The sequence below is a fragment of the Streptomyces sp. NPDC042638 genome, from assembly GCF_040647235.1.
GTDB lineage: Bacteria > Actinomycetota > Actinomycetes > Streptomycetales > Streptomycetaceae > Streptomyces > Streptomyces rameus.
Genome location: NZ_JBEZBT010000032.1, coordinates 1 through 21386 on the forward strand (window position 1 = coordinate 1; position 21386 = coordinate 21386).

General features: G+C 70.1%; 19 protein-coding genes and 2 pseudogenes. 3 read left to right on the top strand and 18 right to left on the bottom strand.

Features of this window, described 5'->3' with window-relative positions; translation table 11 throughout:
* Positions 1–151 precede the first annotated feature (151 nt).
* The 7 genes and pseudogenes from AB0B40_RS23880 to AB0B40_RS23910 form a co-directional block, all read right to left on the bottom strand.
* Entirely contained in the window at positions 152–781 is a 630-nt protein-coding gene (locus tag AB0B40_RS23880) for a hypothetical protein (RefSeq protein WP_362265459.1), read from the bottom strand.
* 35 nt (positions 782–816) lie between these two features.
* A complete protein-coding gene (locus AB0B40_RS23885; RefSeq protein ID WP_345055619.1) occupies positions 817–1134 on the bottom strand; it encodes a hypothetical protein in 318 nt (105 codons plus the stop codon).
* 421 nt (positions 1135–1555) lie between these two features.
* Positions 1556–2110: pseudogene (locus AB0B40_RS23890) on the bottom strand (ISL3 family transposase); the annotation flags it as partial.
* Positions 2079–2264, bottom strand: a complete 186-nt coding sequence (locus AB0B40_RS23895) for a hypothetical protein (protein ID WP_345055522.1) — start codon at positions 2262–2264, stop codon at positions 2079–2081. The pseudogene AB0B40_RS23890 and the gene AB0B40_RS23895, both read right to left, overlap by 32 nt.
* A 460-nt stretch (positions 2265–2724) precedes the next feature.
* Positions 2725–3048: a hypothetical protein gene (locus AB0B40_RS23900; protein WP_345055524.1), complete on the bottom strand. Its 324-nt coding sequence runs from the start codon at positions 3046–3048 to the stop codon at positions 2725–2727.
* Positions 3049–3057: 9 nt separating this feature from the next.
* Complete coding sequence (locus AB0B40_RS23905; RefSeq protein WP_345055526.1) at positions 3058–4011, bottom strand: hypothetical protein; 954 nt, start codon at positions 4009–4011, stop codon at positions 3058–3060.
* An 18-nt stretch (positions 4012–4029) separates the two neighbouring features.
* Positions 4030–5793, bottom strand: a complete 1764-nt coding sequence (locus tag AB0B40_RS23910; RefSeq protein WP_362265461.1) for a S8 family serine peptidase — start codon at positions 5791–5793, stop codon at positions 4030–4032.
* Positions 5794–6146: 353 nt separating this feature from the next.
* Between AB0B40_RS23910 and AB0B40_RS23915 the strand changes: the two are divergent.
* Positions 6147–6698, top strand: a pseudogene (locus tag AB0B40_RS23915) (site-specific integrase); the annotation flags it as partial.
* A 128-nt stretch (positions 6699–6826) separates the two neighbouring features.
* On the opposite strand, the gene AB0B40_RS23920 reads toward AB0B40_RS23915, so the two are convergent.
* The 3 genes from AB0B40_RS23920 to AB0B40_RS23930 form a co-directional block, all read right to left on the bottom strand.
* On the bottom strand, positions 6827–7060 hold the full coding sequence (locus tag AB0B40_RS23920; RefSeq protein WP_345055529.1) for a MafI family immunity protein: 234 nt from the start codon (positions 7058–7060) through the stop codon (positions 6827–6829).
* A gap of 370 nt (positions 7061–7430) precedes the next feature.
* Positions 7431–8195: a response regulator transcription factor gene (locus AB0B40_RS23925; RefSeq protein ID WP_362265535.1), complete on the bottom strand. Its 765-nt coding sequence runs from the start codon at positions 8193–8195 to the stop codon at positions 7431–7433.
* A gap of 44 nt (positions 8196–8239) precedes the next feature.
* Positions 8240–9121 (bottom strand): histidine kinase, encoded by an 882-nt coding sequence (locus AB0B40_RS23930; protein ID WP_345055531.1) that lies wholly within the window; start codon positions 9119–9121, stop codon positions 8240–8242.
* A gap of 129 nt (positions 9122–9250) precedes the next feature.
* Between AB0B40_RS23930 and AB0B40_RS23935 the strand changes: the two genes are divergently transcribed.
* The gene (locus AB0B40_RS23935) at positions 9251–9994 is read left to right on the top strand and encodes an ABC transporter ATP-binding protein (RefSeq protein WP_345055533.1); all 744 of its coding nucleotides are present in this window, start codon (positions 9251–9253) and stop codon (positions 9992–9994) included.
* Positions 9991–12336 carry an FtsX-like permease family protein gene (locus AB0B40_RS23940; protein WP_362265464.1) on the top strand — a complete coding sequence of 782 codons (2346 nt, stop codon included), beginning with the start codon at positions 9991–9993 and terminating at the stop codon, positions 12334–12336. The genes AB0B40_RS23935 and AB0B40_RS23940 overlap by 4 nt, the downstream gene beginning before the upstream one ends.
* A gap of 282 nt (positions 12337–12618) precedes the next feature.
* Here the strand turns inward: AB0B40_RS23940 and AB0B40_RS23945 are convergent, their stop codons facing one another.
* The 8 genes from AB0B40_RS23945 to AB0B40_RS23980 all read right to left on the bottom strand — a co-directional run bounded on the left by AB0B40_RS23945 (position 12619) and on the right by AB0B40_RS23980 (position 21151).
* A complete protein-coding gene (locus AB0B40_RS23945) occupies positions 12619–13593 on the bottom strand; it encodes an aldo/keto reductase (protein WP_362265466.1) in 975 nt (324 codons plus the stop codon).
* A 106-nt stretch (positions 13594–13699) separates the two neighbouring features.
* Positions 13700–14842 carry a DegT/DnrJ/EryC1/StrS family aminotransferase gene (locus AB0B40_RS23950; protein ID WP_345055537.1) on the bottom strand — a complete coding sequence of 381 codons (1143 nt, stop codon included), beginning with the start codon at positions 14840–14842 and terminating at the stop codon, positions 13700–13702.
* A gap of 79 nt (positions 14843–14921) precedes the next feature.
* Positions 14922–16307: an alkaline phosphatase gene (locus AB0B40_RS23955; RefSeq protein ID WP_362265469.1), complete on the bottom strand. Its 1386-nt coding sequence runs from the start codon at positions 16305–16307 to the stop codon at positions 14922–14924.
* Positions 16304–17350 carry a Gfo/Idh/MocA family oxidoreductase gene (locus tag AB0B40_RS23960; RefSeq protein WP_345055540.1) on the bottom strand — a complete coding sequence of 349 codons (1047 nt, stop codon included), beginning with the start codon at positions 17348–17350 and terminating at the stop codon, positions 16304–16306. Before AB0B40_RS23960 ends, AB0B40_RS23955 begins: the two co-directional genes overlap by 4 nt.
* A gap of 61 nt (positions 17351–17411) precedes the next feature.
* Positions 17412–18569: a dTDP-dihydrostreptose--streptidine-6-phosphate dihydrostreptosyltransferase gene (locus AB0B40_RS23965; protein ID WP_345055542.1), complete on the bottom strand. Its 1158-nt coding sequence runs from the start codon at positions 18567–18569 to the stop codon at positions 17412–17414.
* A gap of 40 nt (positions 18570–18609) precedes the next feature.
* On the bottom strand, positions 18610–19209 hold the full coding sequence (locus AB0B40_RS23970) for a streptomycin biosynthesis protein StrG (RefSeq protein WP_345055543.1): 600 nt from the start codon (positions 19207–19209) through the stop codon (positions 18610–18612).
* Between the two features lie 9 nt (positions 19210–19218).
* On the bottom strand, positions 19219–20064 hold the full coding sequence (locus AB0B40_RS23975) for a glycosyltransferase (protein WP_362265472.1): 846 nt from the start codon (positions 20062–20064) through the stop codon (positions 19219–19221).
* Between the two features lie 40 nt (positions 20065–20104).
* A complete protein-coding gene (locus tag AB0B40_RS23980) occupies positions 20105–21151 on the bottom strand; it encodes an inosamine-phosphate amidinotransferase 1 (RefSeq protein WP_345055546.1) in 1047 nt (348 codons plus the stop codon).
* Positions 21152–21386: the final 235 nt, after the last annotated feature.

Below are 21386 nucleotides of genomic sequence, written 5' to 3' on the forward strand. Positions count from 1 at the left end.
GCCTCCAGCCGGATCCGCTCGCGAAACGCCTGCCGTTCAGGCGTCAGCCCACCACCCTGCGGATATCTCACACAACCGGCATACCGCGACGATCACACCTCGTCAGCCCCCAACGACAACACGCCACAAAGGTCAGTAGATGCTTGCCGTTTCATGTTGCCTTTGCCGATGGCGGCTGCCCATGCTGTACCTGTCGGATGCGCTGGGCAAACATTCGGGTGACAGAGTTAAGAACCTTGGGATCGGCTGCGGCTGGACCGTCTGTGTTGATGTTCACATAGGCAAAAACAGAGTCCAGGCGAAGGGTGATCGAAGTGCTGCAATAGTTCTTGCCGATGCAGTAGGAGGCCGTGAACGCTGCGTCGACGTCCGGGATCTGTGCGGGCCCAACTTGGGCGCTTGCCATCTGAGACTTGCTCTCCGTGTACCGGCCGATGGCCTGAGACCGGGTTCGGAAAGATTGGAGACCGAATCCAACAGTGCCTTCGAGGTCAGTCGCAGCGTAACCCTGGGTGCCGTAAGCCAAAGTACCGCCGTCTTTGGGGTTGGCGCCGTTGAGATGAAGCGTGCCAGATTTCTCCCATCCCGGAGGCACGTCGCCCGAGTCCGGTAACACCGCTTTTACTTGATCTTCGCGCAGGACTCTGACGACTTGAGACGAAGGCGCATCGCTCTGGGTGGGACTGTGCTGTTCAGCGTCGGTCCCGGTCGCGCATCCGAAAAGCAACGAAATCGCCCCAATCGCGCATACGCCCTGAACTGTCCCCTTGGCGCGCATCACGTTCCCCCTCTACGGCAAGCGATCAAGCCCGACGATCATATGGGGTGGAGGCTCGGCAGGTCGTCCTGCCGGACCGCGTCGGCCCAGCCCGGGAGGCGCTCGCCCGGGCGCTCGGTGAGCATGACAGCGAAGGACCGGACGTGGCGGGTGAGAGCGTCGAGTACGGGGCAGTTGGTCCGGACGGCCGTGAGCTGGAGCTGCTCGGGCTCGGCGAGGGTGTCCGGGTGTCGGAGAATCCATCCGGCGACGGCGCGGGGTGAGGGTGGCCGGGCGGTCACCGGTCGTGGTGAGGTGCACTTCTCGCGCAGGTAGGCGCGAACGCGCCGGCGACTGCCGTTGTAGCCGGGCGGCATGATCTCCTCCCACAGCTACCACGCGTTGGTGGAGCCCTCGTTCCAGCGGTCGTCTAGGTATGGCTTGTAGTCGTCGAGGACCGAGGACCGAGGACCGGTTTTGCCACTGGCCCGTGAACAGGTCTTCCGGCTTCGCGGCGTCGGCGAGCCGTTTGACGGTGTGCCAAGCCATGCCGAGCTGTCGCTGGACCGAGCGTCGGCTGTGTCCTGCCTCCAGCAGGGCGTGGACGGTTGCGTGCCGAGCCCGGGTTCGGTCGGCGAAGCGGTGACCTGTTGGCCATGGTGACGCGGACGGGTCCGGGGCCGGGGCCGGTGCGGTCTCGGGGTCGGGCTGAAGCGCCGCTGCTGGCGTCAGGACACGCAGGCAGCGACGGTGCTGGGCGACACTCCGCTCGGCGGCCTCGCTCAGGTTGTGCCAGAGATGCCACCTGTCGGCGACCTGCACCCCCTGCGGTGCTCCGGCAGCGGCGCCTTCGGCGAAGAACGGTGCGCGGTCCCGGCAGACGACCTCGACACCAGGTCGCTGGGCGAGCCAGGCGGCCAGACTTGAGGCTTCCCGGTCCGGGAGCAGATCGATCGGCCGACGAGTTTCGACGTCCGCCAGCACGGTGCCGTAGTGGCGGCCCTTGCGGGTGGCGTACTCATCGACGCCGACCACCCGCGGCGCGGGCACCTCCGGCTCGGGCAGTGCGTCGACCAGGCGCAGTACCGTGCTCCGGCTGACGGACATGCCGAGGACGGCGGCCAACCGGGCGCCGGCTCGTCCGGCCAGGGCAAGACCGATCGCGGCCAGAGCGGAGCGCAGCCGCTCGGTGCGCTGGCCGTACCTGCGGGTCAGGCCGGGTATCTGTTCCACGAAGGTCCGCCGAGCGCACACGGTGTCGCGGCAACGGAACCGCCGAACCCGTAACCGGAGCACGACCCTTCGTCCGGCGCTCGGTACGTCAGCAGGAAACCTCAGGTAGGAGCTGTGCACCCGGGTCGACCAAACTCCGCCCCGGGCAGGCGGCGCCGACCCTCGTGCCCTGCACGTCAACGCGTACTATCTCGATATTCACGTATACCGACAGCACCTCGATGTCCGCGACCGACGGGAACAACAGCTCCTTCCGGAGCACGACCTCTTCCACGGCCCGGACTTTCAGCCCAATCACCCTCCTGGCGGCTGCTTTTCAGGCGACTTCCGACGCTGTCCAGAGGCGCCCGGACGTCACTCAGAGTGGCCGCTGCACGGAAGTTGAGCCAGAGCCGGTTCTCGTGAACAGAGCCACTGAACCACTCCGGTTGCGTCACAGGCATGCGCCGCGCTCTCCTCTCACCACTGCCCATGATGCCGGGTCGGCAGGACTCCTCCGAGGCGCCACGACGGGGGCAGGCTGCTCCGTGGGCAGCACAGCGCGAGGTGCGGCGCACCGGTCGAGCGAAGAGGGAATCGCTGGCCCAGAGGGTGATGGAGTCTGGCATCACTGCCGTCGCTGCTCGACGTTCGGGCGCTCCTGGGCCGCCGCTCCTCCCTCGCCGCCGCACCGGCCCCAGTTCCTGCTCGCCCTGTCGTGTGTCGGCGACCGCGTCACCGGTGAGTGGTGCCTCTTAGGTGATCGGCCAACGGGGACCGTCTTCAGCGTCGTTGGCCCACATGTACTGGGCCGCACCGCTGTCCGTGACGGTCATCCCGAAGTCGTACACAGAGGGACTGCCCACCTCCAGCCATGTGTCCCAGGCCGCTTCCAGTTCGTCGGCCAGGCGGCGGGGGGCGCCCTGGGTGGCGACCGTACGACCGCCCCCGATGGCCGAGAGCACGGTCCAGGACCGCTCGGTGTCGTGGATCCAGGCGCTGAGTCCATCCGCGTCACGGGCGAGGGCTACGCCCGCCGATCCCACGTAACTGGCCACGGGCTTGCCGAAGATCGCCACAGTGGCCGCCTACAGCCCGAGCCCGAACGCGACCGCGATCGGGGCGAAATCCGTTGCGTAGCCGCGCATCCCGTCGCCACCCCAGTGCAGGGCGACGATCTCGTTGCTCTCGTTCACCACCACCGACCCGGAGTCCCCGGACCGCGACCACACCCCCTGCGGATTCAGTCCGAGGTCGGGGATCATCACGATCGACACCTGGCCGAGCAGCATCCAGCGCTCGCTGCCGTCGTGGTTGTGTGCCTTGTAGGCGCCGAGCGTGCCCTCGACCACCCCGTGCGACACCCCGGTGCGGTACCCGCGTTTACGGACGACCGAACCGATCCGCGGCGAGGAGATGGCGGTCGCGACACCGATATCGGCGATCCGTCCGACCTCCGCCGTACGCGCGCCGTCGACCGAGCACAGCGCGGCGTCGAAGGAGCCGGAGACAAGACCTCCGGGGAACAGTGATGGGGTGTCAGGCGCCAAACACTGTTGGAGCGAACCGAGCCGTTCGATCGTCGGTGCCGGATCGGTCTGCGGCGCCGGCTGCTGGATCGCATCACCGACCGCACCGCAGATGACGTGGGCGTTGCTGACCGCGACCGGCAACCCTGCCGGGTCGCGGAACACGCAACCGAGCGTGCCCGCGTGGACGTCTCCGCCCGCAATCGCCGCGGGCCCGAGCTGGATTCCGCCCATGATCGGATCCCTGCCCGGCACGCCGTAGGTCTGCTGGTCCGGAATCCCGGCCTGCTCCAGTTGCGGTGTGCCGGCGACGAGGATGTACGCGAATCCCCCGATGGAGTCCGGCAGCCCCGCGGGGGGGTCGTCCGGATTGCTCACCAGAAGTCGCAGCGTGTATTCGTCGGCCTCATCGACCCCGACGTCGATGCCGTTCACACCTTCGAGCTGCAGTAGGCCGAAGGCGCTTTCGTTGAGCGCGGCCGCAATCTCGGCCGGTACCTCGTCCGCGGGCATGTGGGCACTCCTGCCGGTCTAGACGAACTCGTTGGCGATCAACTTGTGCAGGTCGGGCATCACCCCGATGAAGGCGCCCGGAGCCCCCGCGCTGCTGTTGAGCGGGCGAGTGAGCACGCTGCGCATGCGTCGCGCGGAGATCCTCCCCGGCGACCCGGTCGCCGGGTTGAGGGTCTGGAACAGGCCCTGCACCAACAGGCAGACGCCGGCGATCACCGGTGCCGCCGCCGAGGTCCCTCCGAACGGCGGTGCGGTCCAATAGCCGTCCGCCTTCGTCGGTGCCGTGGGGTTGCCGCAGGTCACCACGTTTTCCACCCAGGAATAGCAGTCGATACGAGTACCGAAGCTGCTCACCACCCCATTCGTCGCCGGATTTGGGGCGGCCAGCCTCCCGTGCGGGGGCGCGGAGGAGCCGCCGCCGACCACTATCGCTCCAGAGTCCTGGAAGTCCGGGCTCTGTCGGTCCAGCATCCGATGGCCCTGCGGATCGACGAACTGGTCGAGCGGGGCGCCACTGTTCCCGGCCGCCTCGATGACGCTCACCCCGCGCGCGGTCGCGAGCCGGATCGCGGCGAACACCGCGGGGTCGGTCTCGACCGGGACAAAGTGGTTGGTGCCGCCGATGATCGCCGCGATCTGGGCCTCCAGCAGCAGGACGTCGCCGAGTCGCAGCTGCGCCTGGACGACCATCACCGCATTGGCGATCTCCTGGCGGCTCTGGAAGGAGTTGAACGGCGGATTCGTCTGGTTGTACGACATCACCCGAGTGGACGCGGCCGGCGCGATGCCGCAGATTCCGACGGTGTTGTCGGTGCCGATCACCTCACCGAGCACGGCGGCACCGTGCGGGAAACTCTTGGTGATGTTGTGTCCGCCGAGCAGCTGGATCCCGGTTGGCAGGTCCTGGTGGCCGAGGAACCAGCCCTGTTCGACGTCGATGAACTGCAACCCTGAGCCGTCGGCACCCTTCGCCCACGCCGCCTGCACGCCGATGCCGTCGAGCGCCGGTCGCAGATAGCCCTGCTGGTTGAACAGCGGGTTCGGGGTGCCGACGACAGGGTCGGACGCCAGCGGCGTGGTGTACGCGAATTCCACGGTGCCGGTCAGCTGGGACAACACCGCGGCCAGTCCGTCGGTGTCGAATCCCGGCGGGCAGTCGATCGCGAGGAAGTTGTTGAAGTCGGGTGCCGGGTAGTCTGGGTCCGCAGTGCGGGCCTCGTCGATCATCACCTGGATCTCGTCGCTGGTGTGTGTGTCGAAGACGCGGCGCAGCCACAGGTTCGGCAGTAGCGAGTCGATCACCGCGATCACCGCTTCGAACCCCGGCCCGACCACCGCGTTCGCGAAATCGGTGAGAGTGAGAGCACCGCCAGGACCGAGCGGTACGAAGGTGCCGTCGACCACCTTCACCGTCACCGAAGGCACAAGCTCGCGTTCGAACAGTTCCTGCGTCACGCCGACAGCGGGATCGAAGCGCAGCGATCCCTGCTCGAACCCGTTCATTCGCCCGAACGGGACGGCTGCGTCGTCGATCTCGTCGGTGACCGGATAGCCGAGACCGCTGTACTCCGCGCCGAGGTCCAGGTAGGTGGATAGGTTCAAGCCGTGCAGTTCGAATGCCTCGCCGTTCCGGGGATGGAACAGGATCCGACCGAACTCGTAGGGGCGCATGGCGCCCCCGTCGTACAGGGCCTCCTCCGGCCCCACGGGAGCGCCCAGGTTCAGACCGGACGCCAACAGCTGGGCGTGCTTGTCATCTACCCACGTCACCGTCTCGCGCACCCTTCGGAGGTATGTCACTACCGACGCTCACGAACGGCGCGAACGTATCCCGCTCGGGGGTGCGTTCGGTGATGACACGCTGGTGATGTCGGTGAACGGCTCCGCCGACAATGCGGGGCGTAAAGGTGCGCCGTGCCACCAGAGATGAGCCGCGTTGCCCGAGAGGCTGCTATGTCGCGTCAAGCCCACTTGACGTAGATCTTCTTTAAAGATCACCAACAGCATCCGGGACTCTGGACAGAGCCAAAATTCGAGTTCGACATCAACCTTGACCTCCGCCTTCAACCCCACATCCCAAAGACAGCCTTGCGACTCCTCCTCGGCGCGCTGGCCCCAGTGCGTGGCGCCTTTCGGATCTCGGCCTCGACCGGGGCACCGCCGCCGTCCGCCGCATCCTTCAGCGGACCGCCGCAGGCGGGCTCACCAGGCTGCCCACCAAGACCCGGGCCTCCGAACGCCGCATCGCCCTCCCCACCCGCTGTGCCCAGTCGCTGAAGCTCCACCGCGAGCAGCAGCAGCGCGAACGTGAGGCCGCAGGTACCACATGGCAGGACAGCGGGCACGTGTTCACCACTGCGCGGGGCACACCGACCGACCCGACCAACCTCACCCGCGCCTTCACCACGCCCCTCCGCAAGGCCGGCCTCCGCCGCATCCGCTTCCACGACCTCCGCCACTCGACCGCCACCCTGCTCCTGGAACAGGGCGCCGAACTCGTCGTGATCAAGGAACTCCTCGGCCACGCCCACATCGGCGTCACCGCCACCGTCTACGCACCCGTCCGACTCCGCCTCCAGCGCGACGCCATCGACACCCTCGGCACCGCGCTCAACGGCCCGGCGATCACCGGGGCGGCCAACGGCGACGGCGATGAACCGCCACCCTCCGTGTGCTCCGTCCGCTGACGTTGCCGTCAACTACTGCCGTCACCACACGCAGAAGCCCCGCCAGGACGCACCTGACGGGGCCTCATATTCGCACTCGCGTGGACTTGGCAGAGTTGTCCACCAGTCAGTGGAGGATCGGGGAGGCTCTACAGGAGAGTCCGCATCTCATCCTTGGCTGCACCGACAAGTGAACGCCACCAACTCTCTTGTGCAATCTGCTCCCGAAGATCTTCCACCAGCTTAACTGCGTTCATGTCTTCAGCCAGCTGGCGGAGCCTTTCGTGATATGCAGGAGAGATCGTGAGATCATCTTCATAAATCCACTCGCAGAGTGGATCGAAAGCCAAGGCATATTCGCCGACCGTGAGGAACTCTCGCACATTCCCGGATTACTTCCCCCCGAGTAATAGGGGAATCATCCAAGAGTTCTCCGATCACGCTCCGATGGTGCGACTCCTGCATCACGCCACCCAATCACTTGTAGGGGTACCCAGTGATAATCCGATCACTGGCCGGCTCGTAAATTACCTTAACGTCCACCCCGTATAGGTGGATGCCGGGGGAATGGATCACGTAGCAGACTGCGGACGGACTCCGCGTCATCCTCTTCGCACGTGTCGGGCTCGTCATGATCCGGTAGCCAGGGTGCCGACATGGCCGGCGTTCCTTCTCGACTCGGTTGTTCTTGGAGCAGAGCAGGTGTGAGAAGAGGACTGGCGGGCGTCGAAGCTGTGTGCTGGGGAGGGGGTGTCATTCGGCGGTGGAGCTGCCGGGGGTGACCAGGCCCGTCTCGTAAGCGAGGACGACGGCCTGGGCGCGGTCGCGCAGGGCGAGCTTGGCGAAGATCCTGGCCACGTGGGTCTTCACGGTGGCCTCGCTCAGGGTGAGGGCTTCGGCGAGTTCGGTGTTCGACAGGCCTCGGCCCATCAGGGCCAGCACCTCGCGTTCACGAGGGGTCAGCGCGGCCAGGTCGCGGTGGATCGAGGCAGTGCGGGGCGCGGTCGGCGCAGTGGCGGGGTGGCGCGCTGGGCCGGCCTGGTCGGCCTCGTGGGTGGTCGCGTAGCGCTCGACCAGACGGCGGGTGATCGAGGGGGCGAGCAGCGCGTCGCCCGTGTTCACGAGTCGCACGGCTGCGGCGAGGTGGGCGGCGGTGACGTCCTTGAGCAGGAAGCCGCTCGCCCCGGCGGCGAGCGCCGCGTAGACGTAGCGGTCGAGGTCGAACGTGGTCAGCATAAGGACCCGGCAGTGCGGGAGCAGCCGCAGGACGCGCTTGGCGGCTTCCAGGCCGTCCAGTCTGGGCATGCGGATGTCCATCAGGAGGACGTCCGGGCGTAGCCGTTCGGCTTCTGCGACGGCCTGTACGCCATCCGCGGCATCGCCGATGACCTCGATGCCGCGCGAGGTGAGGATGAGGCGGAAGCCGGTTCGGATGAGTTCCTCGTCGTCGGCGATGAGAACACGCGGGGCGGCGGTTTCCCTGTTCGGGTTCGGTCCCGGTTCCCGGGTGTTCGGGATCCGGTTGGGGACGTGGGGGACGCGGCGGTCGGCGGCGGGCTGGGTCACGGGCGCTCCAGGGGGATGCGTGCGCGGACACGGTACCCGCCACCGACGCGGCGCCGGGCGTCGAAGTGGCCTCCGTAGACGGCGACGCGCTCGCGCAGACCGATCAGGCCGTGTCCCGCTCCGTCGTTCCGGCGCAGGTGGCCACCGGATCGGGCTCCCGTACTCGCGGGGCCGGCGGACAGCACGCTCGGCCCGCTGTTGAGCACCTCGACCCGCAGACCATGGTCCGCATAGCGCACCATCACGGTCGCCGTGCCGCCGTCGCCGTACTTGAGCGCGTTGGTCAGCGCCTCCTGCACGATCCGGTAGGCGGTGACGTCGATGCCGGGCGGCAACGGGCGCGGTTCCCCGGAGATGCGCACCTCGACCGGGAGGCCGGCGAAGGCGATCCGGTCGACCAGGACGCCCAGTTGACTCAGGCTCGGCTGGGGTGCGAGTGCGGAGGGGTCGCCCTCGCCGTCGCGTTCGCTCCGGTCGTCGTCGCCGTCCGGCGACGGTGCCAGCAGGCCCAGCAGGTGCCGCAGTTCTGTCATCGCGTCGCGTCCGGCACCCTCCACGGCCTGCAGCGCGGTCTCCGCCGCGTCCGGCAGGGTGGCGAGCACCTCACGGGCTGCGGTCGCCTGTACGACCATCAGGCTGACCTTGTGGCTGACGATGTCGTGCAACTCCCGGGCGATGCGGGAACGTTCGGCGGCCACCGCCGTGCGGGCGGCGGCCTCCCGCTCGCGTTCCAGCAGCCAGCGCCGGTCCTCCAGGATCCTGCGGTAGCGGCGGTGAGCGCGCGCCAGCAACAGGGTGGCGCCCCCGGTCACCGCCAGGCTCACGGTCGTGAGGGCGATGAGCAGCCAGCCCGTCTCCGATCTCCACACGTCGTCCATCGTGCCAGCCGGCCGGGGAGCGAGCGTCCTTCTCCGGGTCCGCCTCGTACATCGCCAGGATGACCGCCGCCGCGGGATACCTCCGGGGGCTGACGCTTGGGGCTGTCCACGCCGCCTACCGTCCCTGTCATGACCACCGAAGACATCAACGGCGCAACCGCGCAGCCCAGTACGGCCGCCGTGCGCGGGCAGGACGTCGTCCGGGTGAGCGACCTGCGCAAGGAGTACGGCGACACCGTCGCCCTGAACGGGGTGTCGCTGGAGATCGGCGCCGGGGAGGCGGTGGCGGTGATGGGGCCGTCGGGCTGCGGCAAGTCCACTCTGCTCAACATGATCGCCGGCCTTGACCGGCCGAGCGCCGGGCGGGTGCGTGTGTACGGCGAGGACCTGGGCGCGATGAACGAGACCGGGCTGGCGCTCTTCCGGCGCCGCCGGATCGGCATGATCTTCCAGTTCTTCAATCTCATCGACGACCTTCCCACGATCGACAACGTCGCTCTGGCCGCCCAGCTCACCGGAACGCCCACCCGTCAGGCGCGGCGCCGGGCGCTGGAGCTGCTGGACGAACTCGGCATCGCCGACCGCAGGAACGTCTACCCCGCCGCGCTCAGCGGCGGCGAACGCCAGCGCGTGGCGGTGGCCCGCGCGCTGATGAACCGCCCCGCGCTGCTGCTCGCGGACGAACCCACCGGCGCGCTGGACAGCCACGCGGGCGAGCAGGTCATGGACCTCCTCATCGACCTCAACGAACTGGGCCAGACCCTGCTGCTGGTGACGCACGACCAGACACTGGCCACCCGCTGCGCCGGCCGCCTGGTAATGATGGCGGACGGCCGGATCACCGGCGAGCGGACCCTGGAGCGGCCGGCATGAGCGCGGTGTGGCGGGCCTCGCGCGCGGCCGTGCGCCGCCGGCGGCTCCAGACCTCCGTGATCGCGGTGGTGGTCCTGGTCTCCAGCATGGCCCTGGTGGTCGCCCTCGGCCTGCTCGATGTCGCGTCCGGTCCCTTCGACCGGCTCTTCGGCCAGGCGCACGGCGCGCACGTCATTGCCACGTTCGACGCGGCGAAGGTCTCCGGCGCGGAACTGGAGCGGTCTGCGGAACGTCGGGGCGTACGGGCCTCGGCCGGGCCGTTCCGGCAAGCCGTGATCGACATGCCGGAAAGCGCGGCGTCCCAGATGCCCGGGATGGCGCCCGGCCCCCTGACACTCGTCGGGAGGGCGGGCCCCGGTGGCGACGTCGACCGACTGGACCTGTTCGCCGGGCACTGGGCCACCGGCCCGGGCCAGATCGTGCTGGCGTTGCCGGACGCGCCTGGGATGGGCAACGGGCCGCACTCGCCGCTCGGCAAGCGGATCCGACTGCCCGGGCAGCGGCCCCTGACCGTGGTGGGCCTGGCCTCCAGCGTGAGCGGCACCGCGCAGGCATGGGTCTCCCCGCAGCAGATCACGGCACTGCACCCCACGACATACCAGATGCTCTACCGGTTCGACCGGGCCGCGACAGCCCGCGAGATCAGTGAGGATCTCTCGGCGGTGAGCGCCGGTCTGCCGTCTGGATCGCTGGTCGCCCACCAGTCGTACCTGACCTCGAAGGCGCAGGTCGCGGCCAACCCCAACGCCTACGTGCCGTTCCTCATGGCCTTCGGGATCCTCGGCCTGCTGGTGGCCTTCCTGATCGTGGGCAACGTGGTCAGCGGCGCCGTCGTCTCCGGCTTCAGGCACATCGGTGTCCTCAAGTCCCTGGGCTTCACGCCCAATCAGGTCGTCGCGGTCTACCTGGTGATGGTCTGCGTCCCCGCCACGGCGGGCGCGTTGGTCGGCACGGCCCTGGGCGGGGTGGTCGCGCCGCCGCTGCTGCACCAGGTCTTCCAGGGCGCAAAGCTCGGCACCGCGACCGTGCACCCGACGATCAACTCCTGGGCGTACGCGACCGCCGCACTCGGCATGCCCCTGACGGTACTGCTGGCCGCGCTGATCCCGGCCCTGCGCGCACACCGGCTCCCCGCGGCACGCGCCATCAGCGCGGGCAGCGCACCGCACGGTGGACGGCGACCGGCCGTACAGCGGTGGCTGAGCGGGGTCCGGCTGCCGCGCTCGGTGACCCTCGGCCTGGGCCTGCCCTTCGCCCGGCCCGGACGGGCGCTGCTCACCGTCGCCTCGGTCCTGCTCGGCGTGGCCACGGTGACCTTCGCCACCGGTCTGTCGGCCACCATGGTCTCCTACGGCCACGCGGAACAGGACTACGGCAAGGCACAGTCGACCGTCTGGCGAGGACAGCCCAGGTTCGGTCAGACCGCCCCGCATCACAACGACGCCGCGACACAGACTCTCCTGCGCGGTCTGCCCCATGTAGCGGACGTGGCCGCAGTGGGCTTCATCAACGTACGGATCCTCGGCAGGAGCGAAGGAGTGGCGATCGAGGGCGTGCGCGGGGGACCGTCGACTCCCCCGGACAGCCTGGCGCGGGGCCGCTGGATGAGCAGACCCGGCGAAGTGGTGGCCTCCGGCAGATTCCTCGCCAAGCAGGGACTGCGGCTCGGCGACTCCTTCACCCTGACCGCGGCGGACGGCCGCCAGGAGCGCGTGACCCTGGTCGGGGAGATTTTGGCAGGCCCGGAGGACTGGATGCGCGCGGACTGGTCGACGGTGACCGCTCTGGCACCGCACGCGCAGGCCAACCAGTACTGGGTGCGCCTCACCCGCGGCGCCGGCTTCAACGCCTACAAGAAGGCCGTACAAGCCGCCGACCCGGGGCTCTACCCGGCAAAAAACACCGTGCTGAACGCGGACGCCGTGACCGTCATCGGCTCCGCGTCCGTACTGACCCTGATGCTGACGCTGGTCGCGGCGATGGGCGTGTTCAACACCGTCGTACTCAACGCACGGGAGCGTCGGCGCGACCTCGGGATGCTCAAGTCGATCGGCATGACGCCACGCCAGGTCACGGTGATGATGGTGGTGTCCATGGCCGGACTCGGGCTGGTCGGCGGGATCCTGGGACTGCCGCTCGGGGTCGCGGCGTACCATGTGGTGATCCCGGTCACCGAGCGCGCGGCCCAACTCACCTTCCCGGCACGGATGCTGGCCGTGTGGCACCCAGGAGTGATGACCTTGCTGGTGCTGTCCGGGGTGGCGATCGCCGCACTGGGTGCGGTGCTGCCGGCTCGTGCGGCGGCACGGCAGACCATCGCCCGCGTCCTGCATACCGAGTGACGGCCGGTGATCGTCCCTCCTGTGGCGTCGACTCGTCAGACGAGACCTCCGTCGGCCCCAGCCTCCCTGCGTCGAGGCCAAGACCACGTCGGCGTGCGCTTGCCGGAACTGACCGCGTGTAGGGGATCTGGTCCCTCACGTTGGGGGATCGGGCTCCGTCTTCGTCGTGGACGACGGCACACGCCGTGGTTGAGCGCCTTCGAGAAGATCACCCGGCGCTCCCCCACGGCCCCAGGCAGCGAACTGCCCGGTGATCGGCGCCGGCTTCGCAGCCGGGCCGTGTCAACAGCTGTCGCCATGGGTCAGCAGTCCGGGAGGGTCGCCCTCGCCGGTCTCCAGCCAGTCACGTTCCACATCGGTGAGCCGGTGGGCTGCGGCGGCCAGGGAGTCGCGGACCTCCTCGGGCCGCCGGGGCCCGATGAGGGCGACGACCGGGAAGGGCTGGGAGAGGGTCCAGGCGAGGGCGATGCCGGTGGCGGAGATCCCCGCGCGCCGTGCGAACAGGCGGGCGCGGTGGACCCGGGCGGCGTTGGTCTCGCTGTACCAGCTCTCCGCAAGCGGACCGGTGCGCAGCTCGTCCGGGTCGGCCAGCGCGTGCGCGCCGCGGCCCTGGCTGGCCCACGGGTACAGCCGGACGGTCCCTTCGGAGAGCCAGTCGCGCCAGGCGGAGTCGTTGGAGGTCACGGTGCCCGGGTAGATGGGGTGAACCATGTTGATCAGGCTGTACTGGTTGCTGATGCCGACGGGCAGCGGCAACCCGTGTGCTCGCGCGTAGGCGACGGCCTCGACGACCCGTGGCAGGGTCCAGTTGGACATGCCGTAACCGCCGATGAGGCCGCGATCTACGAAGCCGGCGAGGACGGTGACGAACTCCCCTACCGGGACGTCGGTGTTGTCGCGGTGGAGCATGTAGAGCGCGGCGTCGTCGCGGCCCATGCGCTCGAAGCTCTCGGTCAGTTGGGGTTCGACGCGGTCGGGCAGGCACTCCGGGGTGTGCGCGCCCTTCGCCAGCACCCAGACGTCCTTCTCGACGCCACGCGACCGTGCCCAGGCGCCGAAGGTGCGTTCACAGCAGCCGGGGCCGTAGGCATGGCCGTAGAGCCAGGCGGTGTCGAAGGCGCGGCCGCCGCCCTCCCAGTAGGCGTCGTAGACGGGGAAGCCGCGCTCGTTCTGGCCGAAGGCTGAGGTGCCGAGGAGCAGCGGCGGGCCCTCGGGGCCAGGGGGCGGCGCGGAGGCGGGCCGGGGGGTGGCGGTCATGTGGCTCTCCTGGTGTGTCGGGCTCATCGGGAGGGGGCGGGCGCCGCACCGCGGTGGTACGCGACCGGTGCGGCGCCCGTGGGTCCGTCGGCGGACGGGGCGCGGGTCACACCGTGACGGCGACGGCCCGGCGGACCTCGTCGGCGATGTGGTCCAAGTGCCCCTCGGTGAGTCCCGGGTGGGACGGCAGCGCCAGCAGTTCCTGGGACAGCCGCTCGGCGACGGGGAGGGAGACCCCCTCGTGTCCGGCGAACGCGGGCTGCTTGTGCAGCGGGAAGGGGTAGCGCAGCAGAACCGGGACGCCTCGCGAGCGCAACTCGGCCGCGATCTCCCCGGCCGGGCGGCGGCCGCCGCCCGGCGCCACGCGCACCGCGTACTTCCAGAACGCGTGGGTGGTGCCCTCCGGCTCCACCGGCAGTTCCAGGCCCTCGACACCGGCCAGCCGCTCCGAGAGGCGGGCGGCGTTGCGGCGGCGGGCCTCGACCATCTCGCCGAGCCGTTTGTGCTGGGCCAGGCCGATGGCGGCCTGGACGGAGGTGAGGCGGTAGTTGTAGCCCACCTCGTGTGCCCAGATCATGCCGGGGCGGCCCTCGATGTGGCCCTCGCCGTGGCTGCGCAGGCGGCGCAGCCGCTCCGCGTGGTCCGGGTTGTCGGTGAGCACGGCGCCGCCCTCGCCGCCCGACGTGATCACCTTCTGCTCGAAGAGGCTGACGCAGGCGAGGTCGCCGAAGCCGCCGATGGGACGGCCGCCGATCTCGGTGCCCAGCGCCTGCGCCGCGTCCTCGACGACCGGGACGCCCGCCTCGGCGGCGACGGCGGTAAGGGCGGCCATGTCGGCGGCGATGCCGTTGATGTGGACGACCACGATGGCCTTGGTCCGGTCGGTGATCAGCGACTTCACCGAGTCCGGGTCCAGGCAGTGGGTGTCCGGTGTGACGTCGGCGAAGACCGGACGGGCGCCGAGGTACACGACGGGGCTCGCCGAGCCGATGAAGGTGTGGGCGGGCACGATGACCTCGTCGCCGGGCCCGACGTCCAGGACGTGCAGCGCGAGGTGCACGGCCGCCGTGCCGGTGGACACCGCGACCGCGTGCTCCACGCCCTGGCCGGAGGCCAGGGCCGCCTCGAATTCCTGGACGGTGCTGTTGCCCTGCCCCACCAGGCGGTTGGAGCGCAGGGCCGCCACCGCCGCCTCGATGTCGTCGTCCGTCAGCTGGGGCCACCGCGGTAATTCCTGGAAAGAGTTCAAAGAGTTCAAGGTGTGACCTTTCGGTTCGGAAGGGGAACGGTCGGGCATGGGCACGGGGGCCGTCGGGCGCGGCCGTGGTTCATCGCAGTCCGAGCGCCGCGCACACGGTGCCGAACAGCTCTGTGTTCTCGCGGAGGCCGAGCACCCGGTCCGCGAGTGGACCGCGGGCGGCGACCGGCACGGTGACCCCGGTGTGCTCCTGCGTTCCGCCGGGTCCGGTGGTGGCGTACCCGAGCAGCATCCGGCCGCCCTCGTCGGTGACGAGGGTGCTGGACAGCCCGGCCGGCCGTGCGTCCTCGGGCAGGATCTGGGTCGCGTGGCCGTGGTCGGCGGTGACGATGACGAGGGTGCGGGGATGGTGTCCGGCGTATGCGAGGGCGACCGCGACCGCCCTGTCGAACGCCACGGTCTCGCCGATCTGCCCACAGGGGTCGGCCTCGTGTGCCCGGTCGTCGATCGAGGCGCCTTCGACCTGGAGGAAGAAGCCCTTGCCGGTGGCCCGGTCGCGGCGGGCCGTCAACTGGCCGAGCGCGGCGCGGGTGGACTCGGCCAAAGTGGGTGTGCCGGCGGGCCGGGCGGGGTTGTGGACGGCGCACCGCTGGGGCGCGGTGCCACCGGGCGCGGCCGGTGTCCCCGTCCATTCCACGGGCAGGTAGTCGGGCGCGAACAGACCGAGCACGGGCCGGTCGGTGCGGGCCGCCGTCAGTTCCGCCCGGTCGCGTACCACCTGGTAGCCGGCCGCACGGGCCTGCTCCAGCACCGTACGGCCACGGTACGGGCCGTCCCTGACGGTCTGTGCGAAGTGGTCGGCACCGCCGCCGAGGAGGACGTCGGGGCGGGCGGCGACCGTCTGCTCCACGACGGAGCCGGCGCCGCCGGCCGCCCGGGTGTCCGCCGGGCACTCGGCCATGTCGGCGGGGCCCTTGCAGGACCGGTCCGTGACGTGGGCGGTCAGGGCGGCGGGGGTCGCGTCGGCGACCGAGGCGGTGGTGACGATGCCTGTCGCGTAGCCGTGGCGGCGGGCCTTCTCCAGCAGCGTGGGCAGCGGCCGGTTCGTGCCGGGGGTTTTGGAGACCCGTCCGTTGACGGTCCGCCGGCCCGTCGCCCAGGCTGTGGCGCCGGCGGCGGAATCGGTGACGTAGACCGGCCGCCCCCGCTCGTCCACGGAGAAGGTGGTGCGCCGCCCCGTGGTGTCCAGTGTGTCCAGGGCCAGCCTGCCGGCGGCGCCGACGGAGTAGTCGCGCGCCGCGGTGATCTCCGCGTCGCCCATGCCGTCGCCGATGAGCAGGATGACGTCGTCCGCCGGCGCGCGGCCTTGGACGTTGCCCGCCGGTGCGCGGTCCCGGTCCGCTCCGACCGCCCCGTGGGCGGTGGAGGCGGCGGGCAGGGTGACGAGGACCAGCAGAGCGGCGGCCAGGGCGGTGCCTCGCCGCCCCGTACGGCGTCCGGTGGAGGTGCGGCTCATCCGGCCCGGCCCCCCACGGGCGTGGCCGCGTCGTCGGCCGGTGCGGGGTCCAGGACGACACGGGTGCCGGTCGCGGCGGCACGGCCGGCGGCCGCGGCCACTTCCTGCGCGCGCAGCGCTTCCACGGCGGTGCAGGGACTGGGGACACCCCGCGTCATCATGCCGAGGAAGTCATGGATCTCCTGCCGGTAGGCGGTCGCGAAGCGGTCGGTGAAGTCCTGGTACGGGGGGTGCTCACCGGGGGCGGGCGGGCAGCCCGTGCCGTCCTGGCCGAGCAGGCGCAGCGGGGTCCGCGCGTCGAGCCCGACCGCGTAGGAGCCCTCGGTGCCCAGCACCTCGACCCGGTGGTCGTACCCGTGCGGGTCGAGCCGGGACGCGGTGAGCACCGCGCGGGCGCCGTCGGCTAGGGTCAGGACGGCCGTGGCCACGTCGTACCCGGCGCCGCCCAGCAATCGGGCCCCGTCGGCCTGCACGGCCACGGTGGGCTGTCCGGTCAGCCAGTGCACGGCGTCGATGTCGTGGATGAGGCAGTCGGTGAAGATGTCGCCGGCCGTCCGTTCGTACGCGCCGGCCGGCGGTTCGTGGTCGAAGGCGGTGCACCGCACGAGCAGGACGCGGCCGAGCCGGCCCGAGCCGATCCGTTCGCGCAGTGCCCGGTAGGCGGGGTCGCAGCGCCGCTGGAAGCCGACGTGCACGCGGGCGGCGGCGAGAGCGCCGGCCAGCTCGCGGGCCTCGGCCACGTCGGCGGTCAGCGGCTTCTCGCAGAACGCCGGCACACCCGCCCGTGCCGCGGCCAGTAGCGGGGCCCGCCGCTGTGTCGCCGGGGTCGCCACGACCAGCGCGTCCACGCCGGCGACGACCTCGGCGAGTGTCCGCCGCACCGTCACACGGGCCCCGGTCTCCTCCGCCAGGGCGCGGGCCAGCCGGTGGGCGCCGTCGGCGTCGACGTCGTGCACCACCACGGCCGGTGGGTCGGGAAGCTTCAGGAGCGTACGGGCGTGCAGCCGGCCCATGCGGCCGGCCCCGACGATTCCCACTCTCATCGAAAGTCTCCGTAACAGCCCGTCGGCGCCCCCGGGAGGAGTGCCGGTATCAGGTCCTGCGTCAGTCGAGTACGGCGGCCCACCGGGGGTCAGTCACGTCCACGCCGCAGGAGGTGAGCTTGGTGCGCAGCTCCTCACGCAGCCCCGCCAGGTCGGCCTTGGACTGGCGCAGACCAGCGGCGAGCCGGGTGCTGCGGGTCCGGTAGCCCGAGGGGGCGTCCGTCCGTTTGTTGAAGTCCTCCAGCAGGAGGGCGTCGACATGCGCCGACCAGGGCAGCTTGTGGATGCCCGCGGCGATCTCACTGGGCCGCAGCCGGTGCCAGTAGGAGATTCCGCCGGCGTGGACCAGCTCGGGGGCGAAGACCTTGGTGCCCGGGTACTGGTGGAAGTGGCCGATCCGCAGGCCCGCGGCCAGGGCCATCAGCTGGTAGAACATCAGCCCGTCGAAGACGACGCGGATCACCTCGTTGCCGTTGTGGAGATGGTGATGGCGCTCATGGCTGCGCACCTCCCGGCCGTCGTCGAGGACGTCCACCACTCCGCCCTGCGGGAAGGGCAGCCGGGGCCCCTCCAGGGCCATCACCCGGGCCAGCGCCCGCTCGTGGTAGGGCTCGATGAGCCGCACCGTCGCGCCGTCGATCTCCTTCTCCGGCCCCGGGGGGACGTAGGCGTACGCGGCGGGCGTGACGGGGCCGCCGATGGCGCGCTCGATCTCGGGGCGCGCCCGGGGGTCCAGGGCCAGGAAGGGCGGCGCGGCCAGGGGGATGGGGCCGTAGCTGAGCGGGCCGCTGACCACCACGCCCGGCTCCAGTCCGTCCGTGCAGCGGTCGAACCAGTCGGTGTCGGTGACGAAGCAGTCGACGTCGACGATGCCGAACGGCCGGTTCACGTTGCGCAGCAGAAGCTCGAAGATCTCGTGGCTGCCGACCCGGTCGTCCATGTCGAAGACGGGCAGGCCACCGCTCATGCGGTCGCGCAGCGCGGTCTCCTCGGCGTTGAGCGCGGAGCACACGAAGACGCAGTTGAGCCGCTCGGGAACGAAACGCAGGAAGTGGTGGACGACGTGCAGCAGGCCGGAGGAGAAGAAGCAGAACCACGGGGGGCGGTCCGCCGGGAGCCCGGCCAGGAACTCCCGGAAGCGGTGGTCGAGGTGTGTCAGGGACTCCCCGGGGCGTGCGTCGCCCAGGGGCTTCCCGGTCGGATCGGAGGTCATCACCATGTCAGGGCCATTTCGTCGTGGCGCGGGAGCTGGCCGGGGTTCAGACGACGTCCCAGTACTGGCCGAGCAGGAAGGGCATTCCGTAGGACACGGACTTCTTGCCGTTGGGCTGGTACGCGGACCGCGGCAGCGTGCGGAAGTCGATGCTGACCCGGCTGATCTCGGTGTCGTTGACGACGTTCCCGTGCCAGGAGTTGGCGCCGTCGAAGACGATGACCTCGCCGTACTCCGCGTGCACCGGCTCGTTGTCGATCCACAGGGTGTTGTTGCCGAAGGCCCGGGTGACCGGCACCCAGTAGTTGACCTCCGCCGGGTCGTGCCCGAAGTCGCGGTCGCGGTGCCAGGAGCCCACGGCGACGGAGTTGCGCAGGTGCACGCGGAAGGTGGGCACCCGCTGGAGGTAGACGTCGTCGACCGTGTCGCCGAGCAGGTGCCGTGCCAGCGTGCGGTACGCGGGCGAGACGATGTCGAAGTTGTCGTAGAACTGCTTGTGGTACGGCGTGCTCTGGTCGGTCTCCCGGGTGGCGAGCCACTCGCTGGCCGCCAGGCCCTCCAAGTCGTCCACCTTCAGCACCTCGCGCACGACGTCGGCGAGGGGGTTCTGGGTCACGTCATAGCGGAGCCTCGTGTACTTGGCCATGTGTTCTCCTCACACCAGCATGCGACCGCGCAGGCGCTTGCACCGCCGGTACCAGCCGCCGACCAGTTCATCGATCACCGGGTCGCCCGTCTCCCCGTCGCTGACCTCGTGGGCCCGGCCGGCCGCGCGCACCGCCAGCCGGCGGGCGGCGAGCCGCAGGGGGATGGTGGGGATGGTGAGACGCTCCAGGTGGTTGCCCAGCCGCTCGAGCGTGCTGAGTTCGAAGAACTCGCGCTGCCAGCGAAGTTCGTTGTGGCGCCAGTCCTTCAGACCGTTGAAGCCGCGGCCGTCGTTGTGGTGCATGACGTCCTGGAGGTCCTGGACGATCACGCGCTTGCCGGCGGCACGGACCAGGGTGGCGAGGATGACGCCGAGCCCCTCGAAACCGCGGTAGTGCCCCTCGGGGAAGCGGATGTTCTCGATGGTCCAGCGATTGACGCACAGGATGACGTCGTCCACGGCGTGGACCTCGTAGCGGTCCGACCCGTAGTCGTGGACCTTGTCGTAGTCGGTGACCCGGCCGCGCCTGGTCTCCTTCTCGTTCCACCAGGCCAGCGAGACGGTGTCGGAGCCGCCGACTGAGCCGAGCATCCCCACGGAGTCGTCTTCGAACACCGGCTGTGCCACCTCGGCCGGGTTCTTCCGCAGCTCGACGTCGTCGTGGAGCATCACCAGCCCGGTGATGTCGGAGTTGGCGGCCGCCTGGTCGAACATGGCGTTGTACGCCGAGAACAGTGAACGCTGGTTGCGCATGGTGAACACCGGGCTGCCCGGTGCCCGGACCCGCTCGATGCCCGGCAGGCAGATGCGCTCGAACAGATTGCCCGGGCCTACGCATACGCCGTAACCGATCATGTGGTCAACCTCCCCTGGCGGTAGCGAACATGGCGGGACATCAGAACCGGTAGGTCTCCAGCGAGCCGGTGCGACGGACGTCGAGCGTGGCGCAGTGGAAGCCGCCGCCGAGGGTGCGCGAGTGGGTGAGCTGGAGCGGCAGCACGTCCATCCCGTGCTTCTCGAGCAGCTTGATCAGGCCGGTCTGCCGGCGGTCCACGACGGCCAGGTCGGGTCGCACCACCAGCAGGTTCATTCCGATCCACACCGAGCAGTGCGGCTTGTCGCCGGTGAAGCCGATGTCCACCAGCTCCGGGCAGGTGATGGTCTCCCACGACCGCAGGAAGTCGGGCATGTTCCGGTCGTTCACCCGCGAGGGGTTGATCAGCACGAGGCCGGGCCGCAGCGGCACGATGGTGGAGTCCACGTGGGTGGATGCGTACAGCCCCCGGCAGGGGTGCACCGTGTAGGTGTCACCGACCGCTGACTGAAGCCACTTGGCGCCGAGTTCGTTGCCGCTGTCGGACACCAGGTAGAGCAGGTCGGTGCCGAAGCGCAGCACGTTCGCGGCGTCGAACACCGGCTCCACGTCGGTCAGCCGCTCACCGGCCGGGGCCTGCGGGTCGTACGAGGCGTCGGCCAGCCGCGGCTTGGGCGCGGAAAGCCACCGGGCCCCGCTGGCGAAGTAGTCCAGCAGGATGTCCTTGTAGGCGAGCGACTCCAGGAAGCGGGCGCGCAGCGCCATCGGGGTCTCGATCACGGTCCGGCCGATGGACAGCAGGCCGTCGCGCGGGCAGTAGTCGTGGAACCCGTCCGTCTCCCAGTCGGGGGTCCTGATCAGTGCCGCGTTGTCGCGTGCCTGGGGCCGACGCACCGCGACCCCGAGCTTGGTCAGTTCCTCCACCAGGATCTGGAGTTCCTCCTCGGTCTCCTTCACCACCCGGTCCGGGTAGGCGCCGGACGGGACCTGGTCCTGGCTGTCGTACTCACTCGCGTACTCCACCGCGAAGACGCTTCGGTCGGCGCGGGGGACGCGGGCACCCACAGCCGTTCCGACGATGATCTCCTCCAGCGGGTCCCATTCGTTGTGCACGCTGACAAGGCTCATGACACTCCTCACGTGGATGGGCAGGGGTGCGGCGACCGGTGACCGGTGCGGCGTGGGCCGGCCCGCGGCGTAGGCCGCCGGCCCGAGGCGCGGCGGTGCGCGGAAGGCAGGCCGGGACATGTGCCACCCGCCGGTGTCGGCCCCGGCAGGCACGGCGGACGACGGGAGTTCGGAAGGAACGGCGGGAACTGCCTCGACGGTGCCAATGGGCGTTCGGCCCCGCTCCGGGGGACCG

Excerpts from the sequence above, each read along its gene's own strand:
- AB0B40_RS23885 (WP_345055619.1), bottom strand. The coding sequence starts at position 1,134 with ATGCCGCCCGGCTACAACGGCAGTCGCCGGCGCGTTCGCGCCTACCTG.
- AB0B40_RS23905 (WP_345055526.1), bottom strand. The coding sequence starts at position 4,011 with ATGCCCGCGGACGAGGTACCGGCCGAGATTGCGGCCGCGCTCAACGAA.
- AB0B40_RS23930 (WP_345055531.1), bottom strand. The coding sequence starts at position 9,121 with ATGGACGACGTGTGGAGATCGGAGACGGGCTGGCTGCTCATCGCCCTC.
- AB0B40_RS23935 (WP_345055533.1), top strand. The coding sequence starts at position 9,251 with ATGACCACCGAAGACATCAACGGCGCAACCGCGCAGCCCAGTACGGCC.
- AB0B40_RS23940 (WP_362265464.1), top strand. The coding sequence starts at position 9,991 with ATGAGCGCGGTGTGGCGGGCCTCGCGCGCGGCCGTGCGCCGCCGGCGG.
- AB0B40_RS23945 (WP_362265466.1), bottom strand. The coding sequence starts at position 13,593 with ATGACCGCCACCCCCCGGCCCGCCTCCGCGCCGCCCCCTGGCCCCGAG.
- AB0B40_RS23955 (WP_362265469.1), bottom strand. The coding sequence starts at position 16,307 with ATGAGCCGCACCTCCACCGGACGCCGTACGGGGCGGCGAGGCACCGCC.
- AB0B40_RS23960 (WP_345055540.1), bottom strand. The coding sequence starts at position 17,350 with ATGAGAGTGGGAATCGTCGGGGCCGGCCGCATGGGCCGGCTGCACGCC.
- AB0B40_RS23965 (WP_345055542.1), bottom strand. The coding sequence starts at position 18,569 with ATGGTGATGACCTCCGATCCGACCGGGAAGCCCCTGGGCGACGCACGC.
- AB0B40_RS23970 (WP_345055543.1), bottom strand. The coding sequence starts at position 19,209 with ATGGCCAAGTACACGAGGCTCCGCTATGACGTGACCCAGAACCCCCTC.
- AB0B40_RS23975 (WP_362265472.1), bottom strand. The coding sequence starts at position 20,064 with ATGATCGGTTACGGCGTATGCGTAGGCCCGGGCAATCTGTTCGAGCGC.
- AB0B40_RS23980 (WP_345055546.1), bottom strand. The coding sequence starts at position 21,151 with ATGAGCCTTGTCAGCGTGCACAACGAATGGGACCCGCTGGAGGAGATC.